Origin of the sequence: Chromobacterium aquaticum (genome assembly GCF_021129195.1) — a bacterium.
GTDB classification, from domain to species: domain Bacteria; phylum Pseudomonadota; class Gammaproteobacteria; order Burkholderiales; family Chromobacteriaceae; genus Chromobacterium; species Chromobacterium aquaticum.
Map to the genome: position 1 here is coordinate 1 of NZ_JAJOHW010000061.1, position 25833 is coordinate 25833.

Below are 25833 nucleotides of genomic sequence, written 5' to 3' on the forward strand. Positions count from 1 at the left end.
CGAGCGCAGCGCCAGCAGGCTGAAGGAGCCGGCGTCGCCCATGCCGTGGGAGGATTCGCACAGGCCGTTCAGGTACAGCGGCGCGCCGTGGTCGGCCGCGCCTTGCAGCCGCACGCGGTAGTCCTGCGCGATCTCCACGGTGTCGCGCTCGGCGCACAGCTGCGGCGACAGCGTTTCCAGCACCCGCGGCCAGGGTTCGCGCTTGGGGCCGCGGCCCAGGTCGAGGAAGCCGGTGGCCAGCACCACCAGGTCCACGGTTTCGCTGACGGCTGCTCCGCCCAGGAAGTGGCGCAAGCGCAGCGTCACGCCGTCGGCGCCCGGTTCGCAGGCCTCGGTCTCCATGCAGGTGAGCAGGGCCAGGCTGTCCTTGTCTTGCAGGCGGTTGGCGTATTGCTTGACGTAGAGCTGGTTGAGCACGTCGATGTCGGCGGCCGAGTAATTGGTGAACACCAGTTCCTGGCGCAGCCTGGCCTTGTGTTCCGGGCTGGCGGCGAAGAAGGTGTCGACGAAGGCGGGGAAGTAGACCTCGTCGGAGAAGGGGCTGGTGTCTTTCTGGCGGTAGCCGAAGTTGCGGGTGACGCCCACCACCCGCGTCAGCGCCGGCTCGGCGCTGGCGTGCAGCAGGATTTCCACCGCGCTCTGGCTGCCGCCTATCACCGCCACCCGGCCGCCGCCCTTGGCCTTGAGCCGTTCCAGCGCCGGCAGGTAGTGGTTGAGATGGACCACGCGCGGGTCCGGCGCGCGCTGGAACGGTTCCGGGATATTGGGGGTGCGGCCCGGCGCCAGCACCACGCTCAGCGCCAGGTATTCGCGGCCGTCGGCGCAGAGCACGCGGTAATGGTTGAGCGAGCCGTCGCTGTCGTTGACCGGCAGGATGTCGATGACTTCGCGCTGGTATTCCACCTGGTGCTGGAAGCAGCCGGCGACCCAGCTGACGTATTGCGCGTATTCCAGCCGCAGCGGGTAGTGCAGCGGCAGGTTCAGGTGCTCGTAGAGCCGGTTGTGCTCGTGCAGGAAGTTGGTGAAGCTGTAGCGGCTGCGCGGATTGCGCGGGGTGACCAGGTCGCGCAGCGGGTGGTTCTGGATGTCCGAGCCTTCCAGCAGCATGCCGGGCTGCCAGGCGGCGGAGGGACGCCGCTCCAGGAAGCGCACGGACAGCTGCGGCGCCAGTTCTTCCAGCGCGATGGCCAGCGCGATATTGGCGGGGCCGAAGCCGATGCCGATGATGTCGTGTACGGTGTGGGTCATGCTGTCGCTCCAGGTTCAGAGTGCCATGGCCGCATGCGCGGAGGCGGCGGCCGGGGCGGCGGGCCACAGGCTGGCCAGCGCGGTTTCAAAACGGCGGACGATGTCTTCCGCGTCGTCGGCGCTGATGATCAGCGGCGGCAGCAGCCGCATCACCGCGCCATGGCGGCCGCCGCTCTCCAGGATCAGGCCGTGTTCCAGACAGGCGCGTTTCAGCGCCTTGGCCAGCACGCCGTTGGCCGGCGGGTGGCCCAGCGCGTCCGGCGCGCCGTTGGGGTCTATCAGTTCCACGCCCAGCATCAGGCCGCGGCCGCGCACCTCGCCGATGCAGGAGAAGCGCGCTTGCAGCGCCTGCAGGCGCTGGCGCAGCAGCTGGCCCACTTCCCGCACTTGTTCCAGCACGCCGGGCCGGCGCAGGTATTCCAGCGTGGCCGCGCCGCTGACCAAGGCGATCTGGTTGCCGCGGAAGGTGCCGGCGTGGGCGCCGGGCGCCCAGCGGTCGTATTTCTGGTGGTAGGCCACCAAGGCCAGCGGGTAGCCGCCGCCCACCGCCTTGGACAGGATCACCGCGTCCGGCACGATGCCGGCCCATTCATGGGCGAACATGTCGCCGCTGCGGCCAAAGCCGGTCTGCACTTCGTCCATCACCAGCGGCACGTCGTGGCGGGCGGTGATTTCGCGCAGGCCGCGCAGCCATTCCGCGCTGGCCGGGATGCAGCCGCCTTCGCCCTGGATCGGCTCCACCAGCAGCATGGCCGGCTTGTTGACGCCGCTTTCCGGATCGGACAGCAGGTTTTCCAGATAGGCCAGCGACAGGCGCTCGCTGTCGGCGGCGTCGGCGCCGAAGGGGCTGCGGTAGGCGTAGGGAAACGGCAGGAACTGGATTTCCGCCGGATAGCCGCTGATGTGCTGCTTGGGCCCCAGATTGCCCATCATGCCCAGCGCGCCCATGGTCATGCCGTGATAGGCGCCCTGGAAGGCTAGCACCGAGCGGCGCCCGGTGGCGGTCTTGAACAGCTTGAGCGCGGCTTCCACCGCGTCGGAGCCGGACGGGCCGCAGAACTGCACCTTGGCGTGTTCGGCGAAGCCGGCCGGCAGCGCCTGGTACAGCTGTTCGACGAAGGCGAGCTTGGCCGGGGTGGCGATGTCCAGCGCCTGCTGCAGCTGGCCGGATTGCAGGAAATCGGCCACCCGCTGTTGGACGAAGGGGTGGTTGTGCCCCAGCGGCAGCGCGCCGGCGCAGGCCAGGCAGTCCAGATATTCGCGGCCGTCGCTGTCGTAGACGCGGGCCAGTTCGCCGCGGCTGATCACGCGGTCTATGCCGCGCGCGTAGGTGCGGGCGTTGGATTCGCGCTCGGCCAGTTGCAGGCGGCGCTGTTCTATCGATGCATTCATCGTTTGCTTCCCCTGCTCAGCTCATCAACGCCGCGGCGCGCGGCTCCACATGGTCTTGGCCGGCGGCGGCCAGGCCCAGCTCCTTGATCCAGCGCCGGTATTCGATGCCCAGCCGGTCGCTGCGCACATGCATTTCCTGCTGGAGGTCCAGCGGCAGCCGCGCCGGGCGCTGCGATTCCACGATCAGCCGGTCTTGCTCGAACACCATGTCCTGGCGATAGAGGATTTTTTCCTCGCTCAAGTCGGCGCCGAAGTTAATGGCGACGATCAGCCAGATCACGCATTCGGCCTCGTCCACCGGGGTGGCGTTGAGGAAGGTGCAGAAGCGTTCGGTGTCGCCGGTCTTCTTGACGAAGTAGGCGGTGGTGGGGTTGAACACCGAATAGGTGTAGCGCGCGGTGACCGGGATGCCGCGGTGGTCGCCATAGGGCTGGAACACCGAGATTTCCGAGGTTCGCAGCCCGTGTTCGTCCTTGAACACCTGGTAGTCAGGCAGCGGTTCCGGCGCGTCCGGGTCGCCGTTGAGATTGGCGTGGACGAAGGGGAAGTGCGAGGCGTCGAGGAAGTTTTCCACCGAGCGCAAGGCATTGCCCATATAGCGGTAGGGGCCGGCGAACACTTTGCGGAAGCTGTCGTCCTCCCATTCCGGAAACACCGGCAGCGGCCGCTGCGGCGCGTCCAGGCTGACCCAGATCAGGCCATAGCGTTCGGCCGCGTGGTGGCGGAAGATCAGCCGCGCCGACGACGGCGTGGCCTGGTCCGGGTGGGCCGGCACGCGCGTGCACTGGCCGCCGGCGTCGAAGCGCCAGCCGTGGTACGGGCATTCGATCTCGCCCTTTTTGACGCAGCCCAGCGACAGCTTGGCGCCGCGATGGCCGCAATAGTCCTTCCACGCGTGGATCTGGCCGCTGCCGTCGCGCCACAGCACCAGTTCTTCGCCCAGCAGCCGCACCGCCTTGGGTTGTTCGGCGCTGACTTCCTCGCCGCGCGCCACCACGTGCCATTGCTTTTTCAGCGCCTGGTAATCCAGCCCGGCGCGGTCCCACTTGCCTGCATACAGCATGCTTGCCTCCTTTCCGGTCCGGTTCAAGCGCGGTCGCGGCAAGCGCCGTCGAACTGCCAGCCCGGACGCGCCCAGCCGTCCAGGGTGTAATCGGACATGCACTCGTCCACCAGCGAGCGGCACTGTTCCAGCACGCCGCTGCTCTCGCAGTGGCGCAGCATGTCCAGCCGCACTTGCTCGTTGTTGCCGGCGTAGTTGTGCTCGTACAGCTCGTGGCGGCCGCCGAATTCGCTGCCCAGCGCGTCCCACAGCAGCTTGATCAGCTTGAGCCGGTCCACCGCTTCCTGGTCGGTGCCCTGGAAATAACAGCCGATCAGTTCATTGATGTCCGGGTTGCGCAGGTCCAGCCAGCTGGACACCTGCATGATGGGCGAGCCGCCGAGTATGGTGTTGAACACCGGTTTGAGCTGGGACATCATCTGGGTGCCGAAATAGCGCACCGTGGCGGCGGCTTCCAGCCGCGGCACCACCGAGCCGTCCTGGCGTGGTTCCGGGTTGTGGCACAGCGATTCGGTCAGCGACCACATCAGATTGCGCAGCGCCACGATGTCGGCCAGCCGGGTGCGCACGCCGCGGAAGCCGTCGCTGCCGTTGGATTCCAGCACCTTGGCCAGCAGGCCGCAGATGAAGTCCATCTTCACCGCCAGCCGGGTGCCGGATTGCAGCGGATAGCGGTTGAGGAAGCCGGAGGCGGAATAGAAGCTGCGCGCGCGCTCGATGTCGCGGTAGATCAGCACGTTTTCCCAGGGCACGAACACGCCGTCGAAAATCAGCACCGAGTCGTTTTCGTCGAAGCGGCTGGACAGCGGGTTGTCGAAGGGGCTGAGCGCCGCGGCCTCGTAGGAGCGGCGGCAGATGATCTTGAGATTGGGCGCGTTCATCGGCAGGATGAAGCACAGCGCGAAGTCTTCCTCGCGGCCGGTCTGATATTGCACCGCGCTGTTCTGGGCGACGAAGGTGGCGTTGGAGATGGCCGCGCTGGTGGCCACCATCTTGGCGCCGCGCACGATGATGCCGGCGTCGGTTTCCTTTTCCACGTGCAGATAGATGTCGCGCATGTCGGCGACGGCGCGGGCGCGGCCCACCGGCGGGTTCACCAGCACATGGTTGAGGAACAGCACCTTGCGCGCGCTCTGGCGGTACCAGCTCAGCGCATTGTCGTGAAAGGGCGCGTACAGATGGGGATCGGATTTCAGCGTGGCGGTGAAGCCGGCCTTGTAATCCGGGGTGCGGCCCATGAAGCCGTAGCTCAGCCGTGACCAGTGGGCGATGGCGTCGCGGGCCTTGAGCAAGTCCTCACAGGAACGGCTGGGCATGAAATAGCGGTGGGTGCGATAGCCTTCCGGATCGATGTCGGTCATCAGTTCCTGACTGTCCGGGTGGTGCAGCGCCGCGTACAGCCGCGACATCGAATGGGCGCTGTTGCGGAAGGCCGGATGTCGGGTGACGCTGTCCACTTTCTGGCCGTAGATATACACCTCGCGGCCATCGTTGAGACTGGCCAGATACTCTTCCGGCGTCATCATTTCATTTTTTGCAGCAGGGTTCACTTGGCACTCCTCGTGGTTTGATTCAAGAGCAGCAAACAAAAGCATCTGCAACGGCCGGCACGGCCGTCCGTTGCGGAATGATTGAATCCAAGGCGCAGCGGGGCCCAGCGGCGCGGCCGGCATGGGGCGGGCGCCGCGGGAATATCCCAGAGAGTGGCTAACAAAAGTCAGTGTTACGGCTGAGGCAAGGCGCGCCGGCGCCATGCCGCATCAGGCGTTCTGTCAGCCGCTCTGAAACGGATGAATCAGTGGCTGAAGTAGCGGCTGAGCAAGACGATGCCGGAAAACAGCACCACGGTATTGATCACCCGAATGAATTGCTCGCGCGTCAGGCGCAGGGTGATGTGACGGCCGGCGAACACCCCGCACAGCATCGCCGGCGCCAGCAGCAGCGCCAGCAGCAGGATGGAGGTGTCCATATAGACGCCGGCCAGCGCGAACAGGATCACCCGGGTCAGGGTGCTCAGGCCTATCAGCGTGGTCTGGGTGATGCGCAGATGTTCTTTCTGTTCGATGCGGCCGGACAGATAGATGGCGTAGATGAAGCCGCCGCTGCCGAACAAGGCGCTGAACACGCCGCCGATCAGGCCGAAGGGCACCGCCGCGCGCGGCTGGAACTGCCGCTTGGGGCTGAGGCCGCTGAGCGAGTACAGCGAATACGCCACCACGAACACGCCTAGCGCCAGCAGCAGCACGTCCGGCCGGGTTTTCAGCAGGATGGCGGCGCCGATCAGGCTGCCGGCCACCATCAGCGGCAGCAGCCGCTTCAATTCGCCCACGTCGGCCTTGCGGCCGTCGCGCAGGATGTTGCTGAGCGCGGCGAACATATCCATCAGCGCCAGCAGCGGCACGATCTTGGCCACCGGGATGAAGATGGCCAGCACCGGGCTGGAGACCAGGGCGGTGCCGAAGCCGGCCACGCCGAAAATCACGTAGGCGATGGCGATGGCCGAGAAAATGGCGGCCAGGTCCTGCCATGGCAAATCCAGCAACATAAGGGGTTCTCCTGACTCGCGGACCACACTCCAGCAAACGCGGTGGGTGTTGGCCTGACGGTGCTTGCTATTTCTCCGACGGCTATTTTGGTATGACTCAGCCGTTCTTAAAAAAACCTGTTTACGATCTGCTGCGCGTCGGCGGAATAGTTAGACAAGGGCGTTGAAAACGCTTTCAGAATGCTCATGTACCACCTGTACATTCCGCTTCTTCAACCGTTTTCGCCTTGTCTCGCCTTAGCTCGCTAGATCGTAAACACGTTTTAAGTGTTTGCATCCTACTGATTTGGCGTGATGTATGTCAAATGAGAAAGTTCGTTGTTGTAGTATTGATATTGCATTTTTGTGATGGTATCCCAGTTGCAAATATCCTGATTTGGATAAATCAAATAGCGAGGGATAGCAAAATGTAGCGGGCTGAGCCGGGGGCGGCGGCAATGCTGGTGGATGGCGCTGGACTCGCCGCTGGGCGGGGACTTGGCTATCATCCGCCGCATGACTGATGCGAGGACGCCAATATGAGCGATGAACTGCAAATCACCGATCTGGTGACGGGCGAGGGCAAGGAGGCGGTGCGCGGCGCGCTGATCACCACCCAGTACACCGGCTGGCTGGAGGATGGCACCGAGTTCGATTCATCCCACGCCAAGGGCCGGCCGTTCCAGTGCGTGATCGGCACCGGCCGCGTGATCAAGGGCTGGGACCAGGGCCTGATGGGCATGAAAGTGGGCGGCAAGCGCCGGCTGTACGTGCCGGCGCGCCTGGCTTACGGCGAGCGCCAGATCGGCGCGCTGATCAAGCCCAATTCCAATCTCCTGTTCGAGATCGAGCTGCTGGAAGTGCTGACCCGCGACGATTGAGGCGGCGCGGCGAACAACAGACCGGCGCTGGGACCGGGTGTTGTTCGCCATTGCTCTTTAGAGCCTGTTTTCAACGCCGTATCGCCGACGCACAGCAGATCGTAAACAGCTTCTTAGTCCAGCAGCTTCCAGGCAATGCTCTCGCCGGCGCGCAGCGGCACCAGCGCGTCGCCGTCGTAGGGCAGCGTGTCCGGCACCGTCCACGCCTGCCTGGCCAGGGTCACCCGCTCCTGGTTGACCGGCAGGCGGTAGAAGGCCGGGCCGTTGAGGCTGGCGAAGGCTTCCAGCTGGTCCAGCGCGCCTGCGGCCTCGAAGGCCTCGGCGTACAGCTCGATGGCGGCGTTGGCGGTGTACATGCCGGCGCAGCCGCAGCTGCTCTCCTTGGCGTGGCGCGCGTGCGGCGCGCTGTCGGTGCCGAGGAAGAACTTGGCGGAACCGCTGGTGGCGGCCTTGAGCAGCGCCTGGCGGTGCAGCTCGCGCTTGAGCACCGGCAGGCAGTAGTGGTGCGGGCGGATGCCGCCGGTGAACAGCGCGTTGCGGTTCATCAGCAGGTGGTGGGCGGTGATGGTGGCGGCGACGTTGTCCGGCGCGGCGGCCACGTATTCGGCGGCGTCGCGGGTGGTGATGTGTTCGAACACCACGCGCAGCGTCGGCAGCTTGGCCAGCAAGGGCTGGAACACTTGTTCGATGAACACCGCCTCGCGGTCGAACACGTCGATGGCCGGATCGGTGACTTCGCCGTGCACCAGCAGCGGCAGCCCGGCCTCGGCCATGGCTTCCAGCGCCGGCAGCGCCTTGTTGACATCGGACACGCCGAAGTCGGAATTGGTGGTGGCGCCGGCCGGGTAGAGCTTGACCGCGTGGACGAAGCCGCTGGCCTTGGCCTTGCGGATTTCCGCCGGCGAGGTGTTGTCGGTCAGGTACAGCGTCATCAGCGGCTCGAAGCGGCTGCCGGCCGGGCGCGCGGCCAGGATGCGCTCGCGGTAGGCGGCGGCGGCGTCCACGGTGGTCACCGGCGGCTTGAGGTTGGGCATGATGATGGCGCGGCCCATCTGGCGACAGGTGTCGGGCAATACGGCGGCCAGCGCCGCGCCATCGCGCAGGTGCAGATGCCAGTCGTCGGGGCGGATCAGGGTCAGGGTTTGCGTCATGGTCTTGCCTGCGGGTAGCGATGAAAAAGGCGGCGGCCCAAAAGAACCTGTTTACAAGCCGCTGCGCGTCGTGAGAAGCGACACGGCGAGTACGTCTTCAGAATGCTGATGTACGCTATGCACATTCCGCTTCTTCAGCCGCTTTCGCCTGGTCTCGCCTTTGCTCGCGAGCGGGTAAACAGATTCCGAGCCATCGAAATTATTTCCGTTTCAGCACCATGCGGAATTTGCCTTCCGCGGTGGTGTCCGAGGTCAACAACGCGTTGCCGGTCTGGCGGCAGAAGGCTTCGAAATCCTTGGGCGCGCCGGGATCGGTGGCGATCACCTCCAGCACCGCGCCGCTGTCCATTTCCGCCAGCGCCTTCTTGGCGCGCAGGATGGGCAACGGGCAGTTGAGGCCGGAGAGGTCTATGGTCTTGTCGAAATTCATGGTCCGGCTTCCTCAGCCTTATCAGTTACAATGGAGGGAAGCCCGGCCGCTTGGCTCTCGTTCAAGGCCGCATCGCCGACGCGCGGCGGACCTTGAGCGGAATACAGGCCTGGTCGGAACTGTCCGCGGCTGCTCCCTAGACCCTAAGTTTACGCGAGTCGCCAAGCCATTCTCAAATCGGCCTTTATCATGTGCGTGATCGCTTTTGCCTACAAGACCCCCGGATTGGGCCAGCTGGTGTTGCTGGCCAACCGCGATGAATACTATGCGCGCCCGGCCGAGCCGCTGGATTGGTGGCCGCAATACCCCAATACCCTGGGCGGGCGCGACGCCGAGTCCGGCGGCAGCTGGCTGATGGTGGACGGCCGCGGCCGCATCGCCGCAGTGACCAATATCCGCGACGGCCATCCGGTCAAGGCGGAGCGTTCGCGCGGCGAGCTGGTGGAGCGTTTCGTCAGCGGCGACGAGGACCCATTCGCCTTCGCCGACTGGCTGCGCGCCGAGCAAGGCCGCTACGCGCCGTTCAACCTCTTGTTCGGCTACGCCTCGGACCTGTTTCATTTTCACAGCCGCGGCGGGCAGATCGCGCGGGTGACGCCGGGCATTCATACGCTGTCCAACGCCACGCTGGACACGCCGTGGTTCAAGAGCGAGCGGCTGGCGGAGTATCTGCGCGAGTTTCAGCGCGTGCCCAGCGACGAGCAGGCATTCACCGCGCTGTCCGACGCCACGCCGGCGCCGCTGGGGCAGTTGCCCAATACCCGCATCGGCTCCGCGTTGGAGCGGGTGCTGTCGCCCATCTTCATCAAGGGCCGCGACTACGGCACCCGCGCGTCCATGCTGCTGACGGTGTCGGCGCGCGGCGATATGCAGTTTTCGGAATTGAGTTGGGGCTTGGCCGGCAGGGAAACCGGCCGCCGCCGTTTCACCTTGCGTCCGGGCCAGCCTAGCGCGGCCCCGGCGCGTTGAACGAGGAGTTAGAGATTTGAAGACTTTTGCCGCCATCATCGCGCTGGCCCTCTGCGCCGCGCAGCCGGCGCTGGCCGACAACAAGATCAAGAAGAACATCGATTTCGCGCCGGAAGTGCCGTGGCAGGAGGGCGATTACCAGTTGCCGCCGTATCCGGCGCAGCCGGATTGGATTGCGGTCAGCACCGACAATCTGCAGGTCAATCAGTATTTCGTCGACGCCAAGACCCTGAGCGCGGGCGAGGACGGCGTGGTGCGCATGATCGTGCGGGTGAAGAGCCCGGCGGGCGGCGAGAATCTGAGTTTCGAGGGCCTGTTGTGCAATGAGGGCAGCTACCGCGCTTACGCCTTCGGCAACAGCATCGATAAAAACTGGATCCGCTCCACCAAGGCGGTGTGGCGCAAGATAGAACGCGACGACAAGCTGCGCCGCACGCTGCGCGAGCTGGCCTGCCCGGATCGGCGCGCGCCGCGCGACGCCGAGGAGGCGCTGAAGCGCTTGCGCCAGGGCTGAGTTGCTGTTTGAAAACTGAAAGGCCCGCGCCGGACTCCGGCGCGGGCCTTGTCGCGTCAGGCGCGCAGCGCGCGCCGTCTTTCCCGCCAGGCCGCGTGGCGTTGCGCCAGCGCGTCGAAGTACAGATAGAGCACCGGGGTGATGTAGAGGGTGATCACCTGGGAGAAGATCAGGCCGCCCACCACCGCCAGGCCCAGCGGCTGGCGCAGCTCGGCGCCGGCGCCCAGGCCCAGCGCGATCGGCAGCGCGCCCATCAGCGCCGCCAGCGTGGTCATCATGATGGGCCGGAAGCGCAGCAGGCAGGCGGCGTGAATGGCCTGCTCCGGCGTCATGCCCTGCTTGCGCTGCGCTTCCAGCGCGAAATCTATCATCATGATGGCGTTCTTCTTGACGATGCCGATCAGCATCAGGATGCCGATGCTGGCGATGATGGTCAGCTCCTGGCCGAACAGCATCAGCGTGCCCAGCGCGCCGATGGCGGCCGAGGGCAGGCCGGACAGAATCGTCAGCGGGTGGATGTAGCTTTCGTACAGCACCCCCAGCAGCACGTAGATCACCGCCACCGCGATGCCCAGCAGCAGGATCTGGCTGCCCTGGGTTTCCTCGAAGGCCGCGGCGTCGCCGCTATAGCTGGTGGCGATGGACGGCGGCAGCGCGATGCGCTCCTTGAGCTGGCGCAGGTGTTGATCGGCCTGGCTTAGCGGGATGCCGGGCGCCAGGTTGAAGGACAGCGTCACCGCCTGCAGCTGGCCCTGGTGGTTGACCGAGATCGGACCGACGGTGCGTTCCACCGCGGCGATGCTGGACAGCGGTACCAATTGGCCGTCGGCGGCGCGCACGCGCAGGCGCGAGAAGTCGAACTCGTTGATCTTGAACGGATCGTCCGCCTGCAGGATCACCTGGTAGTTGTCGCTGGCGGTGTAGATGGTGGAGATCTGCCGCTCGCCGAAGGCGCTGTACAAGGCGCTGCGTATGCTCTGGATGTCCACGCCCAGCAGATTGGCCTTGTCGCGGTCTATGTTCAGCTTGGCTTGCAGGCCCTTGAGCTGGGAGTCGCTGGTGACGTCGCGGAAGATCGGGTCGGCCTGCATGCCTTGCTGCAGCTTGTCGGACCAGGCGTTCAGGCTTTCCGCCTGTATGCCCTGCAGGGTGTATTGATAGCGGCTCTTGCTTTGGCGGCCGCCCAGGCGCAGGTTCTGCGTCGGGTTCAGATAGACGCTGAAACCGGGCACCGCGCGCAGGTCGCGACGCAGGCTTTCCATGGTCGGGTCCAGCTTGGCGCGCTCGCCGCGCGGCTTGAGCTGGATGAACATGCGGCCGGTGTTGCCGCCGGACAGCGAGGAGGTGACGAAGGCGACGTTGGGATTGGCCTGCACGATCTGGGCGGCGCGCTGCTGCAGCTTGAGCATGGCGTCGAAGGACACGTCCTGCGCCGCCTCGGTGCTGGCCATGATCTGGCCGGTGTCCTCGGTGGGGAAGAAGCCCTTGGGGATGGCGCTGAACATCAGCGCGGTCAGCGCAAAGGTGGACAGCGCCGCGGCCAGGGTCAGCCGGCGATGCTTGAGCGCCAGGTCCAGCGTGCGGCGGTAGCCGTTCAGCACCGCGTCGAAACCGCCTTCCAGCACGGTGGCCACGCGGCCGCGCTGCGCCTGGTGGCCAACGGCGTTCGCCGCCAGGAAGCGCGAGGACAGCAGCGGGATCAGCGTCAGCGACACCGCCGCCGACACCAGCACCGCCAGCGACACCACCACGGCGAATTCGTGGAACAGCAGGCCGATCACGCCCTGCATGAAGAAGATGGGGATGAAGATGGCCACCAGCGACAGGGAGATGGACACGATGGTGAAGCCGATCTCGCGCGAGCCGCGCAGCGCCGCTTCCATCGGCGACAGCCCTTCCTCGATGTAGCGGACGATGTTTTCCAGCACCACGATGGCGTCGTCCACCACCAGGCCCACCGCCAGCGTGATGCCCAGCAGCGAGATATTGTCCAGGCTGTAGCCCAGCCAGTACATCAGGCCTATGGTGCCGATCAGCGAGATCGGCAGCGACAGCGCCGGAATCAGCGTGGCCGCCATGCGCTGCAGGAACATGAAGATCACCATGATCACCAGCGCGATGGTGAGCAGCAGGGTCAGCTTGACGTCGTGAATGGCTTCGCGGATGGACTGCGAGCGGTCGTTGAGCAGGTTCAGCCGCACCGAGCCGGGCAACTGCGCCTGCAATTGCGGCAGCTCCTTGCGGATGGCGTCCACCACCGCCACGGTGTTGGCGTCGCTCTGGCGCATCACCGCCAGCACGATGGAGCGCTCGCCGTTGACCCAACTGCCGGTCTTGAGGTTTTCCACGCTGTCTTCCACCGCGGCCACGTCGGACAGCCTCACCGGCAGGCCGTTGCGGCTGGCGATGACCAGGTTGGCGAACTGGGCGGCGTTTTGCAGCTGGCGGTTGGCTTCCACCGTCATCAGCTGCGATTTGCCCTCCAGCGTGCCCACCGGGGTGTTGGCGTTGGCGGCGCGGATGCTGGCGGCGACATCGTCCAGCGTCAGATTGCGCGAGGCCAGCTTGCCCGGATCGGCCTTGATCCGCACCGCGAAGCGCTTCTGGCCGAAGATGTTGACCTGGGCCACGCCCTTGAGGGTGGCGATATTGGGCGACAGCCAGTTCTCGGCGTAGTCGTTGAGATCGGACAGCGACATCGCCGGCGAATTGAGCGCCAACAGCAGCACCGGCGAATCCGCCGGGTTGACCTTGCGGTAGGACGGGGTGGAGGTCATTTCCGTCGGCAGCGAACGCTGCGCGCGCAGCAGCGCCGCCTGCACGTCCACCGCCGCCAGGTCGATATTGCGGTCGTTGTCGAATTCCAGCGTGATCGAGGTGCTGCCCAGGGTGCTGGAGGAGCTGATCACCGCGATGCCGGGAATGGTGGAAAACTGCTTTTCCAACGGCGCGGCCACCGAGGAGGCCATGCTGTCCGGGCTGGCGCCCGGCAGGCTGGCGGAGACATTGATGGTGGGGGTGTCGAAGCTGGGCAGCGCGGCGATGGGCAGCTTTTGATAGGCGATCAGGCCGGCCACCACCAGGGACAGACACAGCAGCACCGTCATCACCGGACGGCGGATGCAGAGCTCGGAAATGTGCATCACTGGCCTCCGCTGGCCTGGCCGGCCTTGGCCGCGCGCACTTTGTCGCCGGGGCGCAGATTGAGGCCGCCGTTGGATACCACGGTGTCGCCGGCGCTCAGGCCTTTGACGATGGCTTTTTCCTTATGGATGGCCAGCAGTTCCACCGGCACGCGCTTGACGCCGCCGTCAGCCTGCACCGTGTAGCTGAACTTGCCTTCCGGTCCGGTCAGCAGCGCCGCCACCGGGATGGTGGTGGCCTGTTGATAGCGTCCGGCGTCCAGCGCGACGTTGACGAACTGGCCCGGCCACAGCTTGCCGTCCTGGTTGGCGAACTCGGCTTTCAGCGTCAGCGTGCCGTTGGCGCTGTCCACCGCGCTGTCGATGAATACCAGTTTGCCGTCCACGCTGTCGCCGCTGTCCGGCAGCGTTGCGCGCACCAGCAGCGTGCCGGCGGCCTGGGCGTTGCGCACCGCGCCAAGATTGCGTTCCGGCAGGGTGAAGGTGGCGGTGATCGGGTGGGTGCGGGTAATGGTCAGCATCGCCGTGGCCATGCCCGGTTGCACCAGGGTGCCGGGATAAACGCCGATCACGCCGATGCGTCCGCCTATCGACGCCCGCAGCGTCTTGTAGTCCAGCGCCACCCGCGCCGCGTCCACCTGGGCGCGGTCGGCGGCGACGGTGGCGCTGAGCGCGTCCATCTTGGATTGATTGGCGTCCACCACGCTTTGCGACACGAAGTTCTTGACCAGCAAATCGCGGCTGCGCGCCAGGTCGCGCTCGGCATTCTTTAATTGGGCCTGGTCGCTGAGCAGCTGTGCCTGGGCTTTCTTCAGCTGCGCGGTCTCGGCGGCGGTGTCCAGCGTGAACAAGAGTTGGCCCGGCGCCACCTGCTGGCCTTCCTTGACGTGGACCTTGGCCACCACGCCGGAAACCTGCGGTTTCACTTCCACTTTTTCAATGGCGGTGACATTACCGGTGGCGGACAGCTCTATCGGCAAGTCCTCGGTGGCCACCTTGGCCATGCCAACGGCAATCGGCGGCTTGGCGCGCTGGCCGGCGCCGCCGTCCGTGTTCTTGAGGCCGTAAACGCCGGCGGCGCCGGCCGCGATCAGCAGGCCCGCAACGGTGGCTGCAACGACTCTTTTCTTCATTGTTGTTCTCGCTTTGGGGCGGGCGCTGCCCGCCGTGGATACCAGGTGTCGTCCCATCGAAACCCGATTGGCCGTTCAAGCCCCGCGTCTACGCCGTGCCGGGCGGACTGGGGCGGGAACGCATGCCTCGCCGCCGCGAGCGCTGTCTTCCATTGGCCGGGTGGCTATCCTTGTCCGCGCTTGAATAATGGTATCGCCCGCCAGGGCTTGCAGATCAAGGGGCGCCTGGGCGGCGCGCCGGACGGCGGGCCGGAAAACGGGCTTGCGGCATGCGTGAGGCCGAGCTTACTCAAGCAGTCCGGCTTTCGCCAAGCGCTAAAGCGTTAATGATTTTGGAAAATCTTGTTTTAATAAAAATAAGAAAAAACAGATATTCCCTTGTTGTAATTGTATAGGCTGATATCCACGGGCATGAGCATTACTTATGACAGGCAATAAGTTATGGAATGGCTTGATGGTGTCGGACAAAAAACATTGTGAAATCATAGTGCTGCCACAGCAAATATAGGCTTGGATAATCAATTTGCGACGAAAACGTTAAATCGCTCGCCGCAGCGCCGTGCTTAGCACTTGAAGTATTCAAAATCCTCAGCGCATAATGGCCGCCAACCACTCTGGATACAATCGAGTGAAGATTCTGATCATCCCGCGATAGTCGACGGGATAGACAATACATAGGAGAGTAGGCGAGATGGCAGATAAGAAATCGCTACAGACAATCGCGGCCGCGGTCACGCTGGCCCTGACATCCGGCGCTGCGCTGGCCGCCGTGTTGCCCGCCGGCACCAAGCTGGCCGCCAAGCAGGAACTGGTGCGCTCCAACGGCTCCGAGCCGGAGTCGCTGGACCCGATGGTGGTGGAAGGCGTGCCGGCCAACATCATCACTCATGACCTGTTCGAAGGCCTGACCGCCACCGACAACGAAGGCAAGCTGCAGCCGGGCGTGGCCGAGTCCTGGAAACAGACCGCGCCGACCACCTGGGTGTTCAAGCTGCGCAAGAACGCGAAATGGTCCGACGGCAGCGGCGTCACCGCCGACGATTTCGTCTACGGCATCCGCCGCCTGGTGGACCCGAAGCTGGCCGCTCCCTATGCCGGCACCTTCGGCATCTTCTTCCTGAATGGCGAGGCCATCGTCGCCGGCAAGAAGCCGGTCACCGCCATCGGCGTCAAGGCGCTGGACAAGTACACCGTGCAAGTGGACACCGCCTTCCCGGTGTCCTACCTGCCTGAGCTGATGTCCAATGCCCAGCTGGGCCCGGCGCCCAAGGCGGTGATCGACAAGTTCGGCAAGGACTGGGTCAAGCCGGGCAAGATGGTCAGCAACGGTCCCTTCGTGCTGAAAGACTGGCAAGTCAACAGCAAGGTGGTGATCGAGAAGAACGCGCAGTACTGGAACGCCAAGAATGTGCAGCTGACCCGCGTCAGCTTCCTGCCGATCGAAGATCAGAACGCCGACCAGAAGCTGTTCCAGTCCGGCCAGACCGACATGACCTACGAGATCCCGCCGGGCAGCTTCGACAAGCTCAAGAGCTCCATGCCCAAGGATCTGAAAACCTCCACCATCCTCGGCCTGCGCTACTACAGCCTGAACAACCGGGACCCGCTGCTGAAGGATGTGCGCGTGCGCAAGGCGCTGTCCATGGTGATCGATCGCGATCTGATGACCAAGAAGATCACCGGCGACGGCCAGCTGCCGTCCTACAGCGTGATGGTCAAGGGCGTGCACGGCGGCCTGCCGACCAGCTACGACTGGGCGCAATGGCCGATGGCCAAGCGCGTGGACGAGGCCAAGAAGCTGCTGGCCCAAGCCGGCGTCAAGCCGGGCACCACGCTCAAGCTGTCCTACAACACCAGCGACTACCACAAGAAGATGGCCATCTTCGTGGCCTCCGAGTGGAAGAGCAAGCTGGGCTTCAACACCTCCATGGAAAACATGGAGTTCAAGGTATTCCTGAAAAAACGTCACGACGGCGACTACCAGGTGGCGCGCAATGGCTGGCTGGCCGACTATAACGACGCCACCACCTTCCTGGCGCTGGTTCAGTGCGGCAACACCCAGAACGACAACTTCAACTGCAACAAGAAAGCGGATGAGTTGATCAAGCAGGGCAATGAAAGCACCGATCCGGCCAAGCGCACCCAGTTGCTGACCCAGGCCACCAAGCTGGTGATGGACGACTACCCGATGATCCCGGTGCTGCAGTACACGCTGCCGCGCCTGGTGAAACCGTATGTGGGCGGCTACTCGCTGAAGAATCCGGTGGATCGTTACCGCAGCAAGGATCTCTACATCATCCAGCATTGATCGCCGGCCCCGCGCCGACGCCTGCACGCCTCCAGTCCCCATGCGGGATAGGGGGCGCGCCGGCACGCGCGCTCGGCCTTGATCAGGAGACGGGGGCAACCCCGGTGTGTTGAGCGGGCGGCCGTCGCAGACGGCGCCGCCCGCCCGTGACTATCGGTGTCAATCGCCGTTGCTCCGTCCGCCGCCCGCGCATCGCGCCGGCGGCGCGCGGCGGAACGCGGCGAGTCGGAGTATCTTGCAATGTGGTCCTATACCTTGCGACGCGTGCTGTTGACGATCCCAACCGTGTTGGCCGTCATCACCGTCTGTTATCTGCTGCTGCACATGACCCCCGGCGGCCCCTTTGACGGGGAGCGCAAAGTTTCCGAGGCGGTGTTGGCCAACCTACAGGCCAAATACCATCTCGACCTGCCCCTGTGGCAGCAATACCTGTATTACCTGAAGAGCCTGCTGCAAGGCGATCTGGGCGCTTCCTTCCGTTATTCGGACTGGAGCGTCAACGATCTGGTGGCCGAGGCGCTGCCGGTGTCGGCGGCGATAGGCGGCAGCGCCATTCTGATTTCGCTGGTGATAGGCGTGGTGCTGGGCATCATCGCCGCGCTGCGCCAGAACAGCGCGGTGGATTACCTGGTGATGCTGATCAGCAATATGGGCAGCGCCTTTCCGTCCTTCATCATCGGGCCGGTGCTGGTGCTGATCTTCGCCGTCACCCTGCACTGGCTGCCGTCCGGCGGCTGGAACGATTTCGATCCGCGCTACATGATCCTGCCGGTGGCGCTGCTGACCTTCATCAACGTGGCCACCATAGGCCGGGTGATGCGCGGCAGCCTGATCGAGGTGCTGGGCAGCAACTTCATCCGCACCGCCCGCGCCAAGGGCCTGCCGATGCGCACCATCATCGTCCGCCACGCGCTCAAGCCGGCGCTGATGCCGGTGGTGACGTTGCTGGGGCCGCTGACCATTTCCTCGATCACCTCCGCCGTGGTCACCGAGTCCATCTTCTCGCTGCCCGGCCTGGGCAAGCTCATCGTCAACGGCGCGGCCAACCGCGACTACACGCTGGTGCTGGGCCTGGTGGTGCTGGTGACGGTGATCGCCGTGGTGCTCAATCTGCTGGTCGACCTGGCTTACGCCTTCCTCGATCCCAAGATTCGCTATTGACGCGCGTGACCGCGAAGGATTTCCCATGTTGAGAAGCAAACAGAAGCAAGCGGCGATCGCGCTGGAGACCCGCCTGGACGACGCCGCCGTAGAAGGCCGCAGCCCGTGGCGCGACGCGCGCATCCGCTTTTTCCGCAACCGCGCGGCCGTGGTCAGCCTGATCATCCTGTCGCTGATCGTGCTGGCCTGTATCTTTGGGCCGATGTTGTCGCCCCATACCTATGACGACACCGACTGGGACGCCATCAGCCTGGCGCCCACCTGGCAGGGCATGCACTGGTTCGGCACCGACGACCTGGGCCGCGACTTGCTGGTGCGCACCCTGATCGGCGGCCGCATCTCGTTGATGGTCGGCGCGCTGGCCACCATCGCCGCGGTGATCATCGGCGTGCTGTGGGGCGCCAGCGCCGGCTTCCTCGGCGGCAAGATCGACAACCTGATGATGCGCGTCGTCGACATGATGTACGCGGTGCCCTATCTGCTGATCGCCATCCTGATGGTGACCCTGCTGGGCCGCGAGTTCTATCTGGTGGTGCTGACCATCACCATCCTGGGCTGGATGGACATGGCGCGCGTGGTGCGCGGCCAGACGCTGTCGATCAAGTCCAAGGAATACGTGGAAGCGGCGCGCGCCATCGGCGTGTCCACCTCCACCATCATCGCCCGCCACATCGTGCCCAATCTGCTGGGCATCGTGGTGATCTACACTACGGTGACGGTGCCGGGCGTGATCCTGACCGAATCGGTGCTGTCCTTCCTGGGCCTGGGCGTGCAAGAGCCTATGACCAGCTGGGGCGTGCTGATCGGCGACGGCACCAAGACCATGGAAAGCCAGCCCTGGCAATTGCTGTTCCCCGCCGGCATGTTGTCGCTGACCCTGTACTGCGCCAACTATATCGGCGACGGCCTGCGCGACGCGCTGGACCCGAAAGATCGATGAGCCCGAGGTAGATCATTATGAGCATCTTGAAAGTCAATAATCTCGGGGTTCGGTTCCAGACCAACGACGGCATGGTCAACGCCGTCAACGGCGTCAGCTTCGAACTGGGCAAGGGCCAGACCCTGGGCATCGTCGGCGAGTCCGGCTCCGGCAAGAGCCAGACCGTGCTGTCCATCATGGGCCTGCTGGCCCGCAACGGCAGCGCCAGCGGTGAAGTGCTGTTCCACGGCAAAGACCTGCTGACCATGGGCGCGAGCGAGTTGAACGCCATCCGCGGCGACCGCGTGTCCATGATCTTCCAGGACCCGATGACCTCGCTGAACCCCTATCTGACGGTGGAGCGGCAGATGACCGAAGTGCTGGAACTGCACAAGGGCATCAGCCGGCGCGAAGCCAAGAAGCGCGCGATCGAATTGCTGGACGCGGTGCGCATTCCGGAGGCGGCGCGCCGCGTCGGCATGTATCCGCATGAGTTCTCCGGCGGCATGCGCCAGCGTGTGATGATCGCGATGGCGCTGCTGTGCGAACCGGAAGTGCTGATCGCCGACGAACCCACCACCGCGCTGGACGTGACGGTGCAGGCGCAGATCCTGACGCTGCTGAAAGACCTGCAGCGCGACTTCGGCACCTCCATCATCATGATCACCCACGACTTGGGCGTGGTGGCCGGCCTGTGCGAAAAAGTGATGGTGATGTACGGCGGCCGGGTGATGGAATACGGCGACGCCGACAGCATCTTCTACCACCCCAGCCACCCCTACACCATAGGCCTGCTGGGCGCGCTGCCGCGGCTGGACCATGACGGCAGCGAGCTGGTCAGCATTCCCGGCAACCCGCCCAATATGGCGCACATGCCCAAGGGCTGCCCGTTCTCGGAGCGCTGCACCCACAGCCTGGAGCGCTGCGCGCAAGAACTGCCGCCGCTGCAGGCCAGCAGCCACAACCCGCAGGTGATACGCGCCTGTCACAAGCCGGCCGCCGAGCTGGCGCAAGCAGCCCAGGAGGTGGCCCATGTCTGAACAAGCCAAACAGGCCATTCTTTCGGTGCGCGATGTCAAAGTGCACTTCCAGGTCAAGGGCGGCGACAGCTGGCCGTGGAGCCCCAAGAAAACGCTGAAGGCGGTGGACGGCGTCAGCTTCGACCTCTACGCCGGCGAAACCCTGGGCGTGGTGGGCGAATCCGGCTGCGGCAAATCCACGCTCAGCCGCGCCATCCTCAACCTGATCCCGGCCACCGCAGGCGAAATCGTGTGGATGGGCAAGGATTTGCGCAAGGGCAGCGACAAGGACTGGCTGGCGGTGCGCAAGGACATCCAGATGATCTTCCAGGACCCGCTGGCCTCGCTCAATCCGCGGATGACGGTGGCGCAGATCATCGGCGAGCCGCTGCGCGTGCACAAGCCGGAACTGGGGCCGGAAGAGGTGATGCGCCGCGTCAAGGCGATGATGGCCAAGGTGGGCCTGCGCGAGCAGATGATCAACCGCTATCCGCACGAGTTCTCCGGCGGCCAGTGTCAGCGCATCGGCATCGCCCGCGCGTTGATCCTGGAGCCCAAGCTCATCATCTGCGACGAGCCGGTATCGGCGCTGGACGTGTCCATCCAGGCGCAGATCATCAACCTGCTGAAGGAATTGCAGCGCGAAATGGGGCTGGCGCTGATCTTCATCGCCCACGACCTGGCCGTGGTCAAGCACATCTCCGACCGCATCCTGGTGATGTATCTGGGCCGCGAAATGGAACTGGCGGAAAAGTACGCGCTGTACGACGCGCCGTCGCATCCGTATACCCGCGCGCTATTGTCGGCCATCCCCATCCCGGACCCGAAGCTGGAAAAGAACAAGGTGATCCAGATCCTGCAAGGCGACCTGCCCAGCCCGATCAATCCGCCGTCCGGCTGCGTGTTCCGTACCCGCTGCCCGCAGGCGGAAGCGCGCTGCGCGCAAGAGACCACGCGGCTGCACCATGTCAGCGAGCAGAGTCAGACCTCCTGCCTGCTGGTCTGAGCAAGCGCGAGCCCGATGCAAGACCGCCCTTCATGGGCGGTTTTTTCATCTCCGGGCCCGGCCTTCGCTATAGTGGCGGAGCGGCCTAACCATACATTCGAACATGAAGAACACGCTCAAAATCGCCACCGGCCTGCTGGCCGCGCTGGCCTTGGGGTACTCGGCGCTGCTGTGGGCCGATTCCGACGCGCTGTGGAATATCGTCAGCCGGCAATGCCTGCCCAATCAGCAAGCCAGCGGCCAGCCGGCGCCCTGCGCCGAAGTGGACCTGGGAGGCGGCGAAGCCGGCGGCAGCGCGGTGTTGAAGGACCGCAACGGCTGGCTGCAATACCTGCTGATTCCCACCGCCCGCGTCAGCGGCATCGAAAGCCCGGAACTGCTGAACGAGCGCGCGCCGGATTACTGGGGCGCGGCCTGGCGCGCGCGCCGCTTTCTGGAGCAGCGCTACGGTCAGGCGATTCCGCGCGAATTGCTGTCGCTGACCGTCAACTCCCAGTACGGGCGCACCCAGAACCAGCTGCACATCCACATCTCCTGCACCGACGCCACCGTGCGCCAGCAACTGGAAGACCTGAAGGACAGCTTGGGCCCAGAGTGGCGCGAATTGCCGGTGGAGCTGCAGGGCCATGCTTACTGGGCGCGCACGCTGGCGGCGAATGCCGGCGGCGGGCCGGAAGTGGATCCGTTCAAGGCGCTGGCGGCGGGCCTGCCGGAGGCTGGCCTGGAGATGGGGCGCTATGGCCTGGCTTTGGTGGCGACGCGGCTGGCCGATGGCCGCGACGGCTTCATCCTGCTCAGCAGTCGCGCCAGCCTGATCGGCGCCAACCGCGGCTCGGTGGAAGAACTGCAAGATCACGCCTGCCCGCAGCTGCGCGCGCCGGCGGCCGTTAACTGACAGATTTCCACTGTCACGTTGCGCTGCCGCGACAAGCCAGCTTGGCCCGATGAGGGGATAGTTCTGGTAGAAACCTTGTGGCGGCAAGGGTTTGCCGGTCTCGATGCGCGAGTGGCTTAAATCAAGGTGGTGGGGCAATTATGCCAATCGCTTTTCAAGTGCGGACAAAGCAGATAGCATCCGTCTGCTTTTAAATAAAAGAGACAAACAGAATGAAAAAATTCGCTCTGACAGCCCTGGCTGCTGCCTGCTTCGCCGCTCCGGTACACGCTTTCGATCTGGGCTCCATGATCAGCGCCGGCACCGACCTGGTGAAATCCGCCACCCTCAGCGACGCCGACGTCAAGGCCATGGCCGCCGAGTCCCGCGTGGTGATGGACAAGCAGAACAAAGTGGCCCCGGCCTCCAACGCCTACTCCAAGCGCCTGACCAAGATGGTCAAGGGTCTGGACAGCGAAGACGGCACCAAGCTGAACTTCAAGGTTTACCTGACCAAGGAAGTCAACGCCTTCGCGATGGCCGACGGCACCGTGCGCGTGTACAGCGGCCTGATGGACAAGATGAACGACGACGAAGTGCGCTTCGTCATCGGCCATGAAATCGGCCACGTGAAACTGGGCCACACCAAGAAGGCGATGCAGCTGGCTTACGCCACCTCCGCCGCGCGCAAAGGCGCCGCCGGCAGCGGCAACGCCGTGGCCGCCAACCTGTCCGAGTCCGAGCTGGGCGGTTTCGCCGAAGCCGTGGTGAACGCGCAGTTCTCCCAATCGCAGGAAAGCGATGCCGACGCTTACTCCGTGGGCTTCCTGAAGCGCCACAACTACAATGTGCAAGGCGGCCCGGCCGCGCTGCGCAAGCTGGCGGAGCTGTACGGCAACGACAGCAGCCTGCTGGGCAGCCACCCGGCTCCTGGCGACCGCGCCGTGAAACTGGAAAAGCAGATCCAGAGCATGTAAGCGGCATCCGCCCGCAAATGAAAAAGCACCGCCATGGCGGTGCTTTTTTCATGGCCGCGCCAGCCGCTGTCCAAAACTTGCCGCGCGTCGCGAGCCGTCGCACGGTGAGTACGAGCTCAAAATGCTCATGTACCACGTGTACATTCCGCTTTTTCGCTCGTTTCCACCCGGTCTCGCCTTAGCTCGCGAGATCGTGAATGGTTGCTTTGAGCGTGTTAGCCATAGATTATTGGCTAAAATGGCTAAAAGAGATATTTTTTCAGATTAGGGCTATTATTGCCTTATCGTCATTATTTTCTCGGCGGGACTGCGATGATTACGGAATTGCCCAGCTTGGACGCCTTGCCGCGTCAGAATGCCTCCCAGGTCAAAAACAAATGGGGGGAGGTTGTGCGCCTGGTTCATCAACAGGGTAGCGTGGCTGTTACCAACCATTCGACCGTGGAGATGGTGTTGCTGGACGCCGCCACTTACCGACGGCTGGAAAATGCTGTTCAGGCGCTGAAGCAGCGCGAGCAAGCGGCGTTGGACGCGCTGAATCAGCGTTTCGACGCTCGCTTGGCCCAATTGCAACAAGCGGGCTCGGCACAGAACGTCGATAGTCTGTTTGGCGCCCAGGGTCAGTTAGGTTCGCGGCCCAAGGCCGGCGACGCGTTTTGAGCGCCGCCGCCGCGCGTCCCTTCATCCTGGTGCTTGCCGGCGTGAACGGCGCAGGCAAGAGTTCGGTGGGTGGCAGCTTGCTGGCCGAGCATGGCTTGTCCTGGTACAACCCGGACAGTTATGCGCGCGAACTGGTCAGACAACTGGGTTTGGACCCGGACAAGGCCAATGGGCAGGCATGGGAATACGGCCGGTCCCGCCTGGCGGCCGCCATTCGCGAGGGCGGCAACTTTGCGTTCGAGACCACGCTGGGAGGCCGGACCATGGCGGACATGCTTGCCGCAGCGGCTGGCAGTCACAATGTCATGATGCTGTTTTGCGGCCTGGACTCGCCGGAACGACACATTGCGCGGGTAGGCTTGCGTGTCGCCCATGGCGGCCACGATATCCCGGAGCACAAGATTCACGAGCGCTGGGTCAGCTCGCGCCTTAATCTGATTAGCCTGTTGCCGCGGCTGGCCCGGCTGCAAGTATTCGACAATAGTGCTGAAGCGGCGCCGGGGCAGGAGATTCCAGACCCGGTGCTGGTGTTGGAAACCGTCAATGGCCGGATGGTGTTTCCTGGGGTGGACGATCTTGCCGCCTTGGCCGCCACTCCGGTCTGGGCCAGGCCCATCGTGCAAGCGGCTATTGAATTGTCGCTGTCGTGAGGTCTCCCGGCCTGCGCAGCGTCAGCCGCGCTGGGCTTTGGGCGGCTTGGCCAAGTGCTTCAAGGCCTGCGCCACCGCCACCAGGCCGAAGCTGGCGGTCACCGTCATCGCCGCGCCGAAGCCGGCGCAGGACAGCCCCTGCGGACCGCGCGCCTCCGCGGTGTCGCAAGCCTGCTGCGCCGTGTCCGGATAAACCAGCTGTTCGGTGGAGAACACGCACGGAACGTGCAGCTTCTTGCCGGCTTCGCGGCTGAACTGGTGGTGGCGGCGCAGGTTGTAGCGCAGCTTGGACAGCAGTGGATCGTAAGTGACCTCGCCCAGGTCCGCCACCCGGATCTGCGTCGGATCGGTCTGACCGCCGGCGCCGCCGGAGACGATGAAAGGCTGGCGGCGGCGCACGCACCAGGCCGCCATCGCGGTCTTGATGCGCAGGCTGTCTATGCAGTCGATGATGAAATCGTAGCCCTGGCCCAGCATCTGCTCCAGATTGTCCTCGGTGACGAAATCCTCGATCTCCACCACCTGGCAGACGGGGTTGATCGCGCGCACGCGCTCGGCCAGCGCGCTGACCTTGGCCATGCCGTAATTGGGGTCCAGCGCCGGCAATTGGCGGTTGGTGTTGGATTCGGCCACATTGTCCAGATCGATCAGCGTCAGCTTGCCGATGGCGCTGCGCGCCAGCGCCTCCACCGCCCAGGAGCCGACGCCGCCGACGCCGACCACGCAGACGTGGGCGGCCTGGAAGCGGGCCAGCGCCTCCGGTCCGTAGAGACGGGCGATGCCGCCGAAGCGGCGTTCCAGATCAGCGTTGTGGGTGTCCATGCCTGCAATCGTCAATATTCAAATCGGCGAAGGATACTGCAAGCTCCGGCCGCTGACCAGTGCCGCCGCCGCCGGCGCGGCCTTTGTCCCTGCTCAAAAAAATCCAGCTTAAGTGACTGATTGCTGGGAACCTTTCACCGCCGGGGCTATCCTTCAATTCAGGTCGGCCATGAAGCGCTTCCTGCGCTTCCTCTGGCCGGCCGGCCTTTGTCACAGCAAGGGAGATTCCCATGAAGCAGCAAAGATTCGATATTGATCTGGACAAGCATTACAACGCCACCGTCGTGGTCGCCTGCGAGGAATGCGGCCATGAACTCCGCCAACATCTCAAGTCCCTGCACCCCGACAGCGTGCTGCGCTGCCACTGCGGCGCCCACATGGCCGTGAGCCCGCTGACCGTTCAACAGGCCGAGCGCCGCGTAAGCGAGATCAAGCAATCGTATCGAATCCACTAAGCCACTGCTGACAATCTGAGAGTGTCTCCGCCGGCCGTTTCGGGCCGGACTTGCCGGGCATAACCCGGCCTCCCGCAGCAGCAACACGGCGACCGCAAGGTCGCCGTTTGTATTGGCCGTTCTTGAGCGGCCGGTCCATCAATCCGTGGCCAGATGCGCGTCGTAGTCGTGGAAACCGTCCTCCACCGCCGGCAGGATGTCGACGAACTCGAAAAAGGGTTCGGTGACGAGCCGGCTGTCGCGCAGCGCATCGATCAGATAATAGAAGTCCTTGATCGATTCGGTCTCGAACAGCGCGATATCGCTGCAGCGGGTGGTGAAGGCCTCGGCGTCGAACCAACGCATGCGCACCGCCGGGTAGCGCGCATAGATAGGCTTCAGGGTTTCCGTTTCGAAGCGCCGGCGCTCGGGCCTGCTCAGACGCAGCCAGTTGGGATGGACGCGCAGCAGCGCGAAGAAGGCATAGCTTTGGCTCATGATTCCGCTTTCATTGAGGATGGACGACGCTTTCAATGTATCCGCCCTTGTCAGCGG

At 64.5% G+C, this 25833-nt stretch carries 24 protein-coding genes; 13 read left to right on the forward strand and 11 right to left on the reverse strand.

What is annotated here, in order from left to right; translation table 11 throughout:
* The 5 genes from LQT98_RS09950 to LQT98_RS09970 form a co-directional block, all read right to left on the reverse strand.
* A partial coding sequence (locus LQT98_RS09950) for a SidA/IucD/PvdA family monooxygenase (protein ID WP_231462191.1) occupies positions 1–1248 on the reverse strand: 1248 nt, incomplete at its 3' end.
* A gap of 15 nt (positions 1249–1263) precedes the next feature.
* The gene (locus tag LQT98_RS09955; protein WP_048410058.1) at positions 1264–2640 is read right to left on the reverse strand and encodes a diaminobutyrate--2-oxoglutarate transaminase family protein; all 1377 of its coding nucleotides are present in this window, start codon (positions 2638–2640) and stop codon (positions 1264–1266) included.
* Positions 2641–2656: 16 nt separating this feature from the next.
* Positions 2657–3703: an aromatic ring-hydroxylating dioxygenase subunit alpha gene (locus LQT98_RS09960; RefSeq protein WP_231462192.1), complete on the reverse strand. Its 1047-nt coding sequence runs from the start codon at positions 3701–3703 to the stop codon at positions 2657–2659.
* Between the two features lie 23 nt (positions 3704–3726).
* The gene (locus LQT98_RS09965) at positions 3727–5253 is read right to left on the reverse strand and encodes a 4-hydroxyphenylacetate 3-hydroxylase family protein (RefSeq protein ID WP_231462193.1); all 1527 of its coding nucleotides are present in this window, start codon (positions 5251–5253) and stop codon (positions 3727–3729) included.
* Between the two features lie 245 nt (positions 5254–5498).
* Positions 5499–6248, reverse strand: coding sequence for a sulfite exporter TauE/SafE family protein (locus tag LQT98_RS09970; protein ID WP_231462194.1), 750 nt, complete (start codon positions 6246–6248; stop codon positions 5499–5501).
* A 518-nt stretch (positions 6249–6766) separates the two neighbouring features.
* Between LQT98_RS09970 and LQT98_RS09975 the strand changes: the two genes are divergently transcribed.
* The gene (locus LQT98_RS09975; protein WP_231462195.1) at positions 6767–7108 is read left to right on the forward strand and encodes an FKBP-type peptidyl-prolyl cis-trans isomerase; all 342 of its coding nucleotides are present in this window, start codon (positions 6767–6769) and stop codon (positions 7106–7108) included.
* Positions 7109–7221: 113 nt separating this feature from the next.
* On the opposite strand, the gene pyrC is transcribed toward LQT98_RS09975, so the two are convergent.
* Both pyrC and LQT98_RS09985 read right to left on the reverse strand, forming a co-directional pair.
* A complete protein-coding gene (pyrC, locus tag LQT98_RS09980) occupies positions 7222–8259 on the reverse strand; it encodes a dihydroorotase (protein ID WP_231462196.1) in 1038 nt (345 codons plus the stop codon).
* 199 nt (positions 8260–8458) lie between these two features.
* Positions 8459–8689, reverse strand: a complete 231-nt coding sequence (locus tag LQT98_RS09985) for a sulfurtransferase TusA family protein (RefSeq protein WP_043589636.1) — start codon at positions 8687–8689, stop codon at positions 8459–8461.
* 189 nt (positions 8690–8878) lie between these two features.
* Between LQT98_RS09985 and LQT98_RS09990 the strand changes: the two genes are divergently transcribed.
* Both LQT98_RS09990 and LQT98_RS09995 read left to right on the forward strand, forming a co-directional pair.
* The gene (locus LQT98_RS09990; RefSeq protein ID WP_048410064.1) at positions 8879–9658 is read left to right on the forward strand and encodes an NRDE family protein; all 780 of its coding nucleotides are present in this window, start codon (positions 8879–8881) and stop codon (positions 9656–9658) included.
* 16 nt (positions 9659–9674) lie between these two features.
* Positions 9675–10172: a CNP1-like family protein gene (locus LQT98_RS09995; protein WP_231462197.1), complete on the forward strand. Its 498-nt coding sequence runs from the start codon at positions 9675–9677 to the stop codon at positions 10170–10172.
* 56 nt (positions 10173–10228) lie between these two features.
* Here LQT98_RS09995 and LQT98_RS10000 read toward each other — a convergent pair whose 3' ends face one another.
* Both LQT98_RS10000 and LQT98_RS10005 read right to left on the reverse strand, forming a co-directional pair.
* Positions 10229–13315: an efflux RND transporter permease subunit gene (locus LQT98_RS10000; protein WP_231462198.1), complete on the reverse strand. Its 3087-nt coding sequence runs from the start codon at positions 13313–13315 to the stop codon at positions 10229–10231.
* Positions 13315–14448: an efflux RND transporter periplasmic adaptor subunit gene (locus tag LQT98_RS10005; RefSeq protein ID WP_231462200.1), complete on the reverse strand. Its 1134-nt coding sequence runs from the start codon at positions 14446–14448 to the stop codon at positions 13315–13317. Before LQT98_RS10005 ends, LQT98_RS10000 begins: the two co-directional genes overlap by 1 nt.
* Positions 14449–15139: 691 nt before the next feature.
* Between LQT98_RS10005 and LQT98_RS10010 the strand changes: the two genes are divergently transcribed.
* The 9 genes from LQT98_RS10010 (at position 15140) to LQT98_RS10050 (ending at position 24022) form a co-directional block, all read left to right on the forward strand.
* Positions 15140–16756, forward strand: coding sequence for a peptide ABC transporter substrate-binding protein (locus tag LQT98_RS10010; protein WP_048410066.1), 1617 nt, complete (start codon positions 15140–15142; stop codon positions 16754–16756).
* A 240-nt stretch (positions 16757–16996) separates the two neighbouring features.
* Positions 16997–17917 carry an oligopeptide ABC transporter permease OppB gene (oppB, locus tag LQT98_RS10015; protein ID WP_048410067.1) on the forward strand — a complete coding sequence of 307 codons (921 nt, stop codon included), beginning with the start codon at positions 16997–16999 and terminating at the stop codon, positions 17915–17917.
* Between the two features lie 25 nt (positions 17918–17942).
* A complete protein-coding gene (locus LQT98_RS10020) occupies positions 17943–18857 on the forward strand; it encodes an ABC transporter permease subunit (protein WP_048410068.1) in 915 nt (304 codons plus the stop codon).
* A gap of 17 nt (positions 18858–18874) precedes the next feature.
* Positions 18875–19876, forward strand: a complete 1002-nt coding sequence (locus tag LQT98_RS10025; RefSeq protein ID WP_048410069.1) for an ABC transporter ATP-binding protein — start codon at positions 18875–18877, stop codon at positions 19874–19876.
* Positions 19869–20861, forward strand: a complete 993-nt coding sequence (oppF, locus tag LQT98_RS10030) for a murein tripeptide/oligopeptide ABC transporter ATP binding protein OppF (protein ID WP_231462202.1) — start codon at positions 19869–19871, stop codon at positions 20859–20861. The genes LQT98_RS10025 and oppF overlap by 8 nt, the downstream gene beginning before the upstream one ends.
* Positions 20862–20964: 103 nt before the next feature.
* Entirely contained in the window at positions 20965–21756 is a 792-nt protein-coding gene (locus tag LQT98_RS10035) for a CDP-diacylglycerol diphosphatase (protein WP_231462204.1), read from the forward strand.
* Positions 21757–21968: 212 nt separating this feature from the next.
* Entirely contained in the window at positions 21969–22712 is a 744-nt protein-coding gene (locus LQT98_RS10040) for a M48 family metallopeptidase (RefSeq protein ID WP_082151036.1), read from the forward strand.
* A gap of 333 nt (positions 22713–23045) precedes the next feature.
* Positions 23046–23372 (forward strand): type II toxin-antitoxin system prevent-host-death family antitoxin, encoded by a 327-nt coding sequence (locus LQT98_RS10045; RefSeq protein WP_231462206.1) that lies wholly within the window; start codon positions 23046–23048, stop codon positions 23370–23372.
* Positions 23369–24022: a hypothetical protein gene (locus LQT98_RS10050; protein WP_048410072.1), complete on the forward strand. Its 654-nt coding sequence runs from the start codon at positions 23369–23371 to the stop codon at positions 24020–24022. The genes LQT98_RS10045 and LQT98_RS10050 overlap by 4 nt, the downstream gene beginning before the upstream one ends.
* Before the next feature lie 21 nt (positions 24023–24043).
* On the opposite strand, the gene tcdA is transcribed toward LQT98_RS10050, so the two are convergent.
* Positions 24044–24844 carry a tRNA cyclic N6-threonylcarbamoyladenosine(37) synthase TcdA gene (gene tcdA, locus LQT98_RS10055; protein WP_231462207.1) on the reverse strand — a complete coding sequence of 267 codons (801 nt, stop codon included), beginning with the start codon at positions 24842–24844 and terminating at the stop codon, positions 24044–24046.
* A 230-nt stretch (positions 24845–25074) separates the two neighbouring features.
* Here tcdA and LQT98_RS10060 point away from each other — a divergent pair, with 230 nt between their 5' ends.
* Complete coding sequence (locus tag LQT98_RS10060) at positions 25075–25299, forward strand: hypothetical protein (protein WP_048410074.1); 225 nt, start codon at positions 25075–25077, stop codon at positions 25297–25299.
* 138 nt (positions 25300–25437) lie between these two features.
* Here the strand turns inward: LQT98_RS10060 and LQT98_RS10065 are convergent, their stop codons facing one another.
* Positions 25438–25776, reverse strand: a complete 339-nt coding sequence (locus LQT98_RS10065; RefSeq protein WP_231462208.1) for a darcynin family protein — start codon at positions 25774–25776, stop codon at positions 25438–25440.
* Positions 25777–25833: the final 57 nt, after the last annotated feature.

Bases quoted from the DNA above. Each gene is read 5' to 3' on its own strand.
- LQT98_RS09975 (WP_231462195.1), top strand. From the start codon at position 6,767: ATGAGCGATGAACTGCAAATCACCGATCTGGTGACGGGCGAGGGCAAG.
- LQT98_RS09985 (WP_043589636.1), bottom strand. From the start codon at position 8,689: ATGAATTTCGACAAGACCATAGACCTCTCCGGCCTCAACTGCCCGTTG.
- oppB (WP_048410067.1), top strand. From the start codon at position 16,997: ATGTGGTCCTATACCTTGCGACGCGTGCTGTTGACGATCCCAACCGTG.
- LQT98_RS10040 (WP_082151036.1), top strand. From the start codon at position 21,969: ATGAAAAAATTCGCTCTGACAGCCCTGGCTGCTGCCTGCTTCGCCGCT.
- LQT98_RS09970 (WP_231462194.1), bottom strand. From the start codon at position 6,248: ATGTTGCTGGATTTGCCATGGCAGGACCTGGCCGCCATTTTCTCGGCC.
- oppF (WP_231462202.1), top strand. From the start codon at position 19,869: ATGTCTGAACAAGCCAAACAGGCCATTCTTTCGGTGCGCGATGTCAAA.
- LQT98_RS10065 (WP_231462208.1), bottom strand. From the start codon at position 25,776: ATGAGCCAAAGCTATGCCTTCTTCGCGCTGCTGCGCGTCCATCCCAAC.
- pyrC (WP_231462196.1), bottom strand. From the start codon at position 8,259: ATGACGCAAACCCTGACCCTGATCCGCCCCGACGACTGGCATCTGCAC.
- LQT98_RS10005 (WP_231462200.1), bottom strand. From the start codon at position 14,448: ATGAAGAAAAGAGTCGTTGCAGCCACCGTTGCGGGCCTGCTGATCGCG.
- LQT98_RS10035 (WP_231462204.1), top strand. From the start codon at position 20,965: ATGAAGAACACGCTCAAAATCGCCACCGGCCTGCTGGCCGCGCTGGCC.
- LQT98_RS09955 (WP_048410058.1), bottom strand. From the start codon at position 2,640: ATGAATGCATCGATAGAACAGCGCCGCCTGCAACTGGCCGAGCGCGAA.
- LQT98_RS10060 (WP_048410074.1), top strand. From the start codon at position 25,075: ATGAAGCAGCAAAGATTCGATATTGATCTGGACAAGCATTACAACGCC.
- LQT98_RS09960 (WP_231462192.1), bottom strand. From the start codon at position 3,703: ATGCTGTATGCAGGCAAGTGGGACCGCGCCGGGCTGGATTACCAGGCG.
- LQT98_RS10020 (WP_048410068.1), top strand. From the start codon at position 17,943: ATGTTGAGAAGCAAACAGAAGCAAGCGGCGATCGCGCTGGAGACCCGC.
- LQT98_RS10000 (WP_231462198.1), bottom strand. From the start codon at position 13,315: ATGCACATTTCCGAGCTCTGCATCCGCCGTCCGGTGATGACGGTGCTG.
- LQT98_RS09990 (WP_048410064.1), top strand. From the start codon at position 8,879: ATGTGCGTGATCGCTTTTGCCTACAAGACCCCCGGATTGGGCCAGCTG.
- tcdA (WP_231462207.1), bottom strand. From the start codon at position 24,844: ATGGACACCCACAACGCTGATCTGGAACGCCGCTTCGGCGGCATCGCC.
- LQT98_RS10025 (WP_048410069.1), top strand. From the start codon at position 18,875: ATGAGCATCTTGAAAGTCAATAATCTCGGGGTTCGGTTCCAGACCAAC.
- LQT98_RS10010 (WP_048410066.1), top strand. From the start codon at position 15,140: ATGGCAGATAAGAAATCGCTACAGACAATCGCGGCCGCGGTCACGCTG.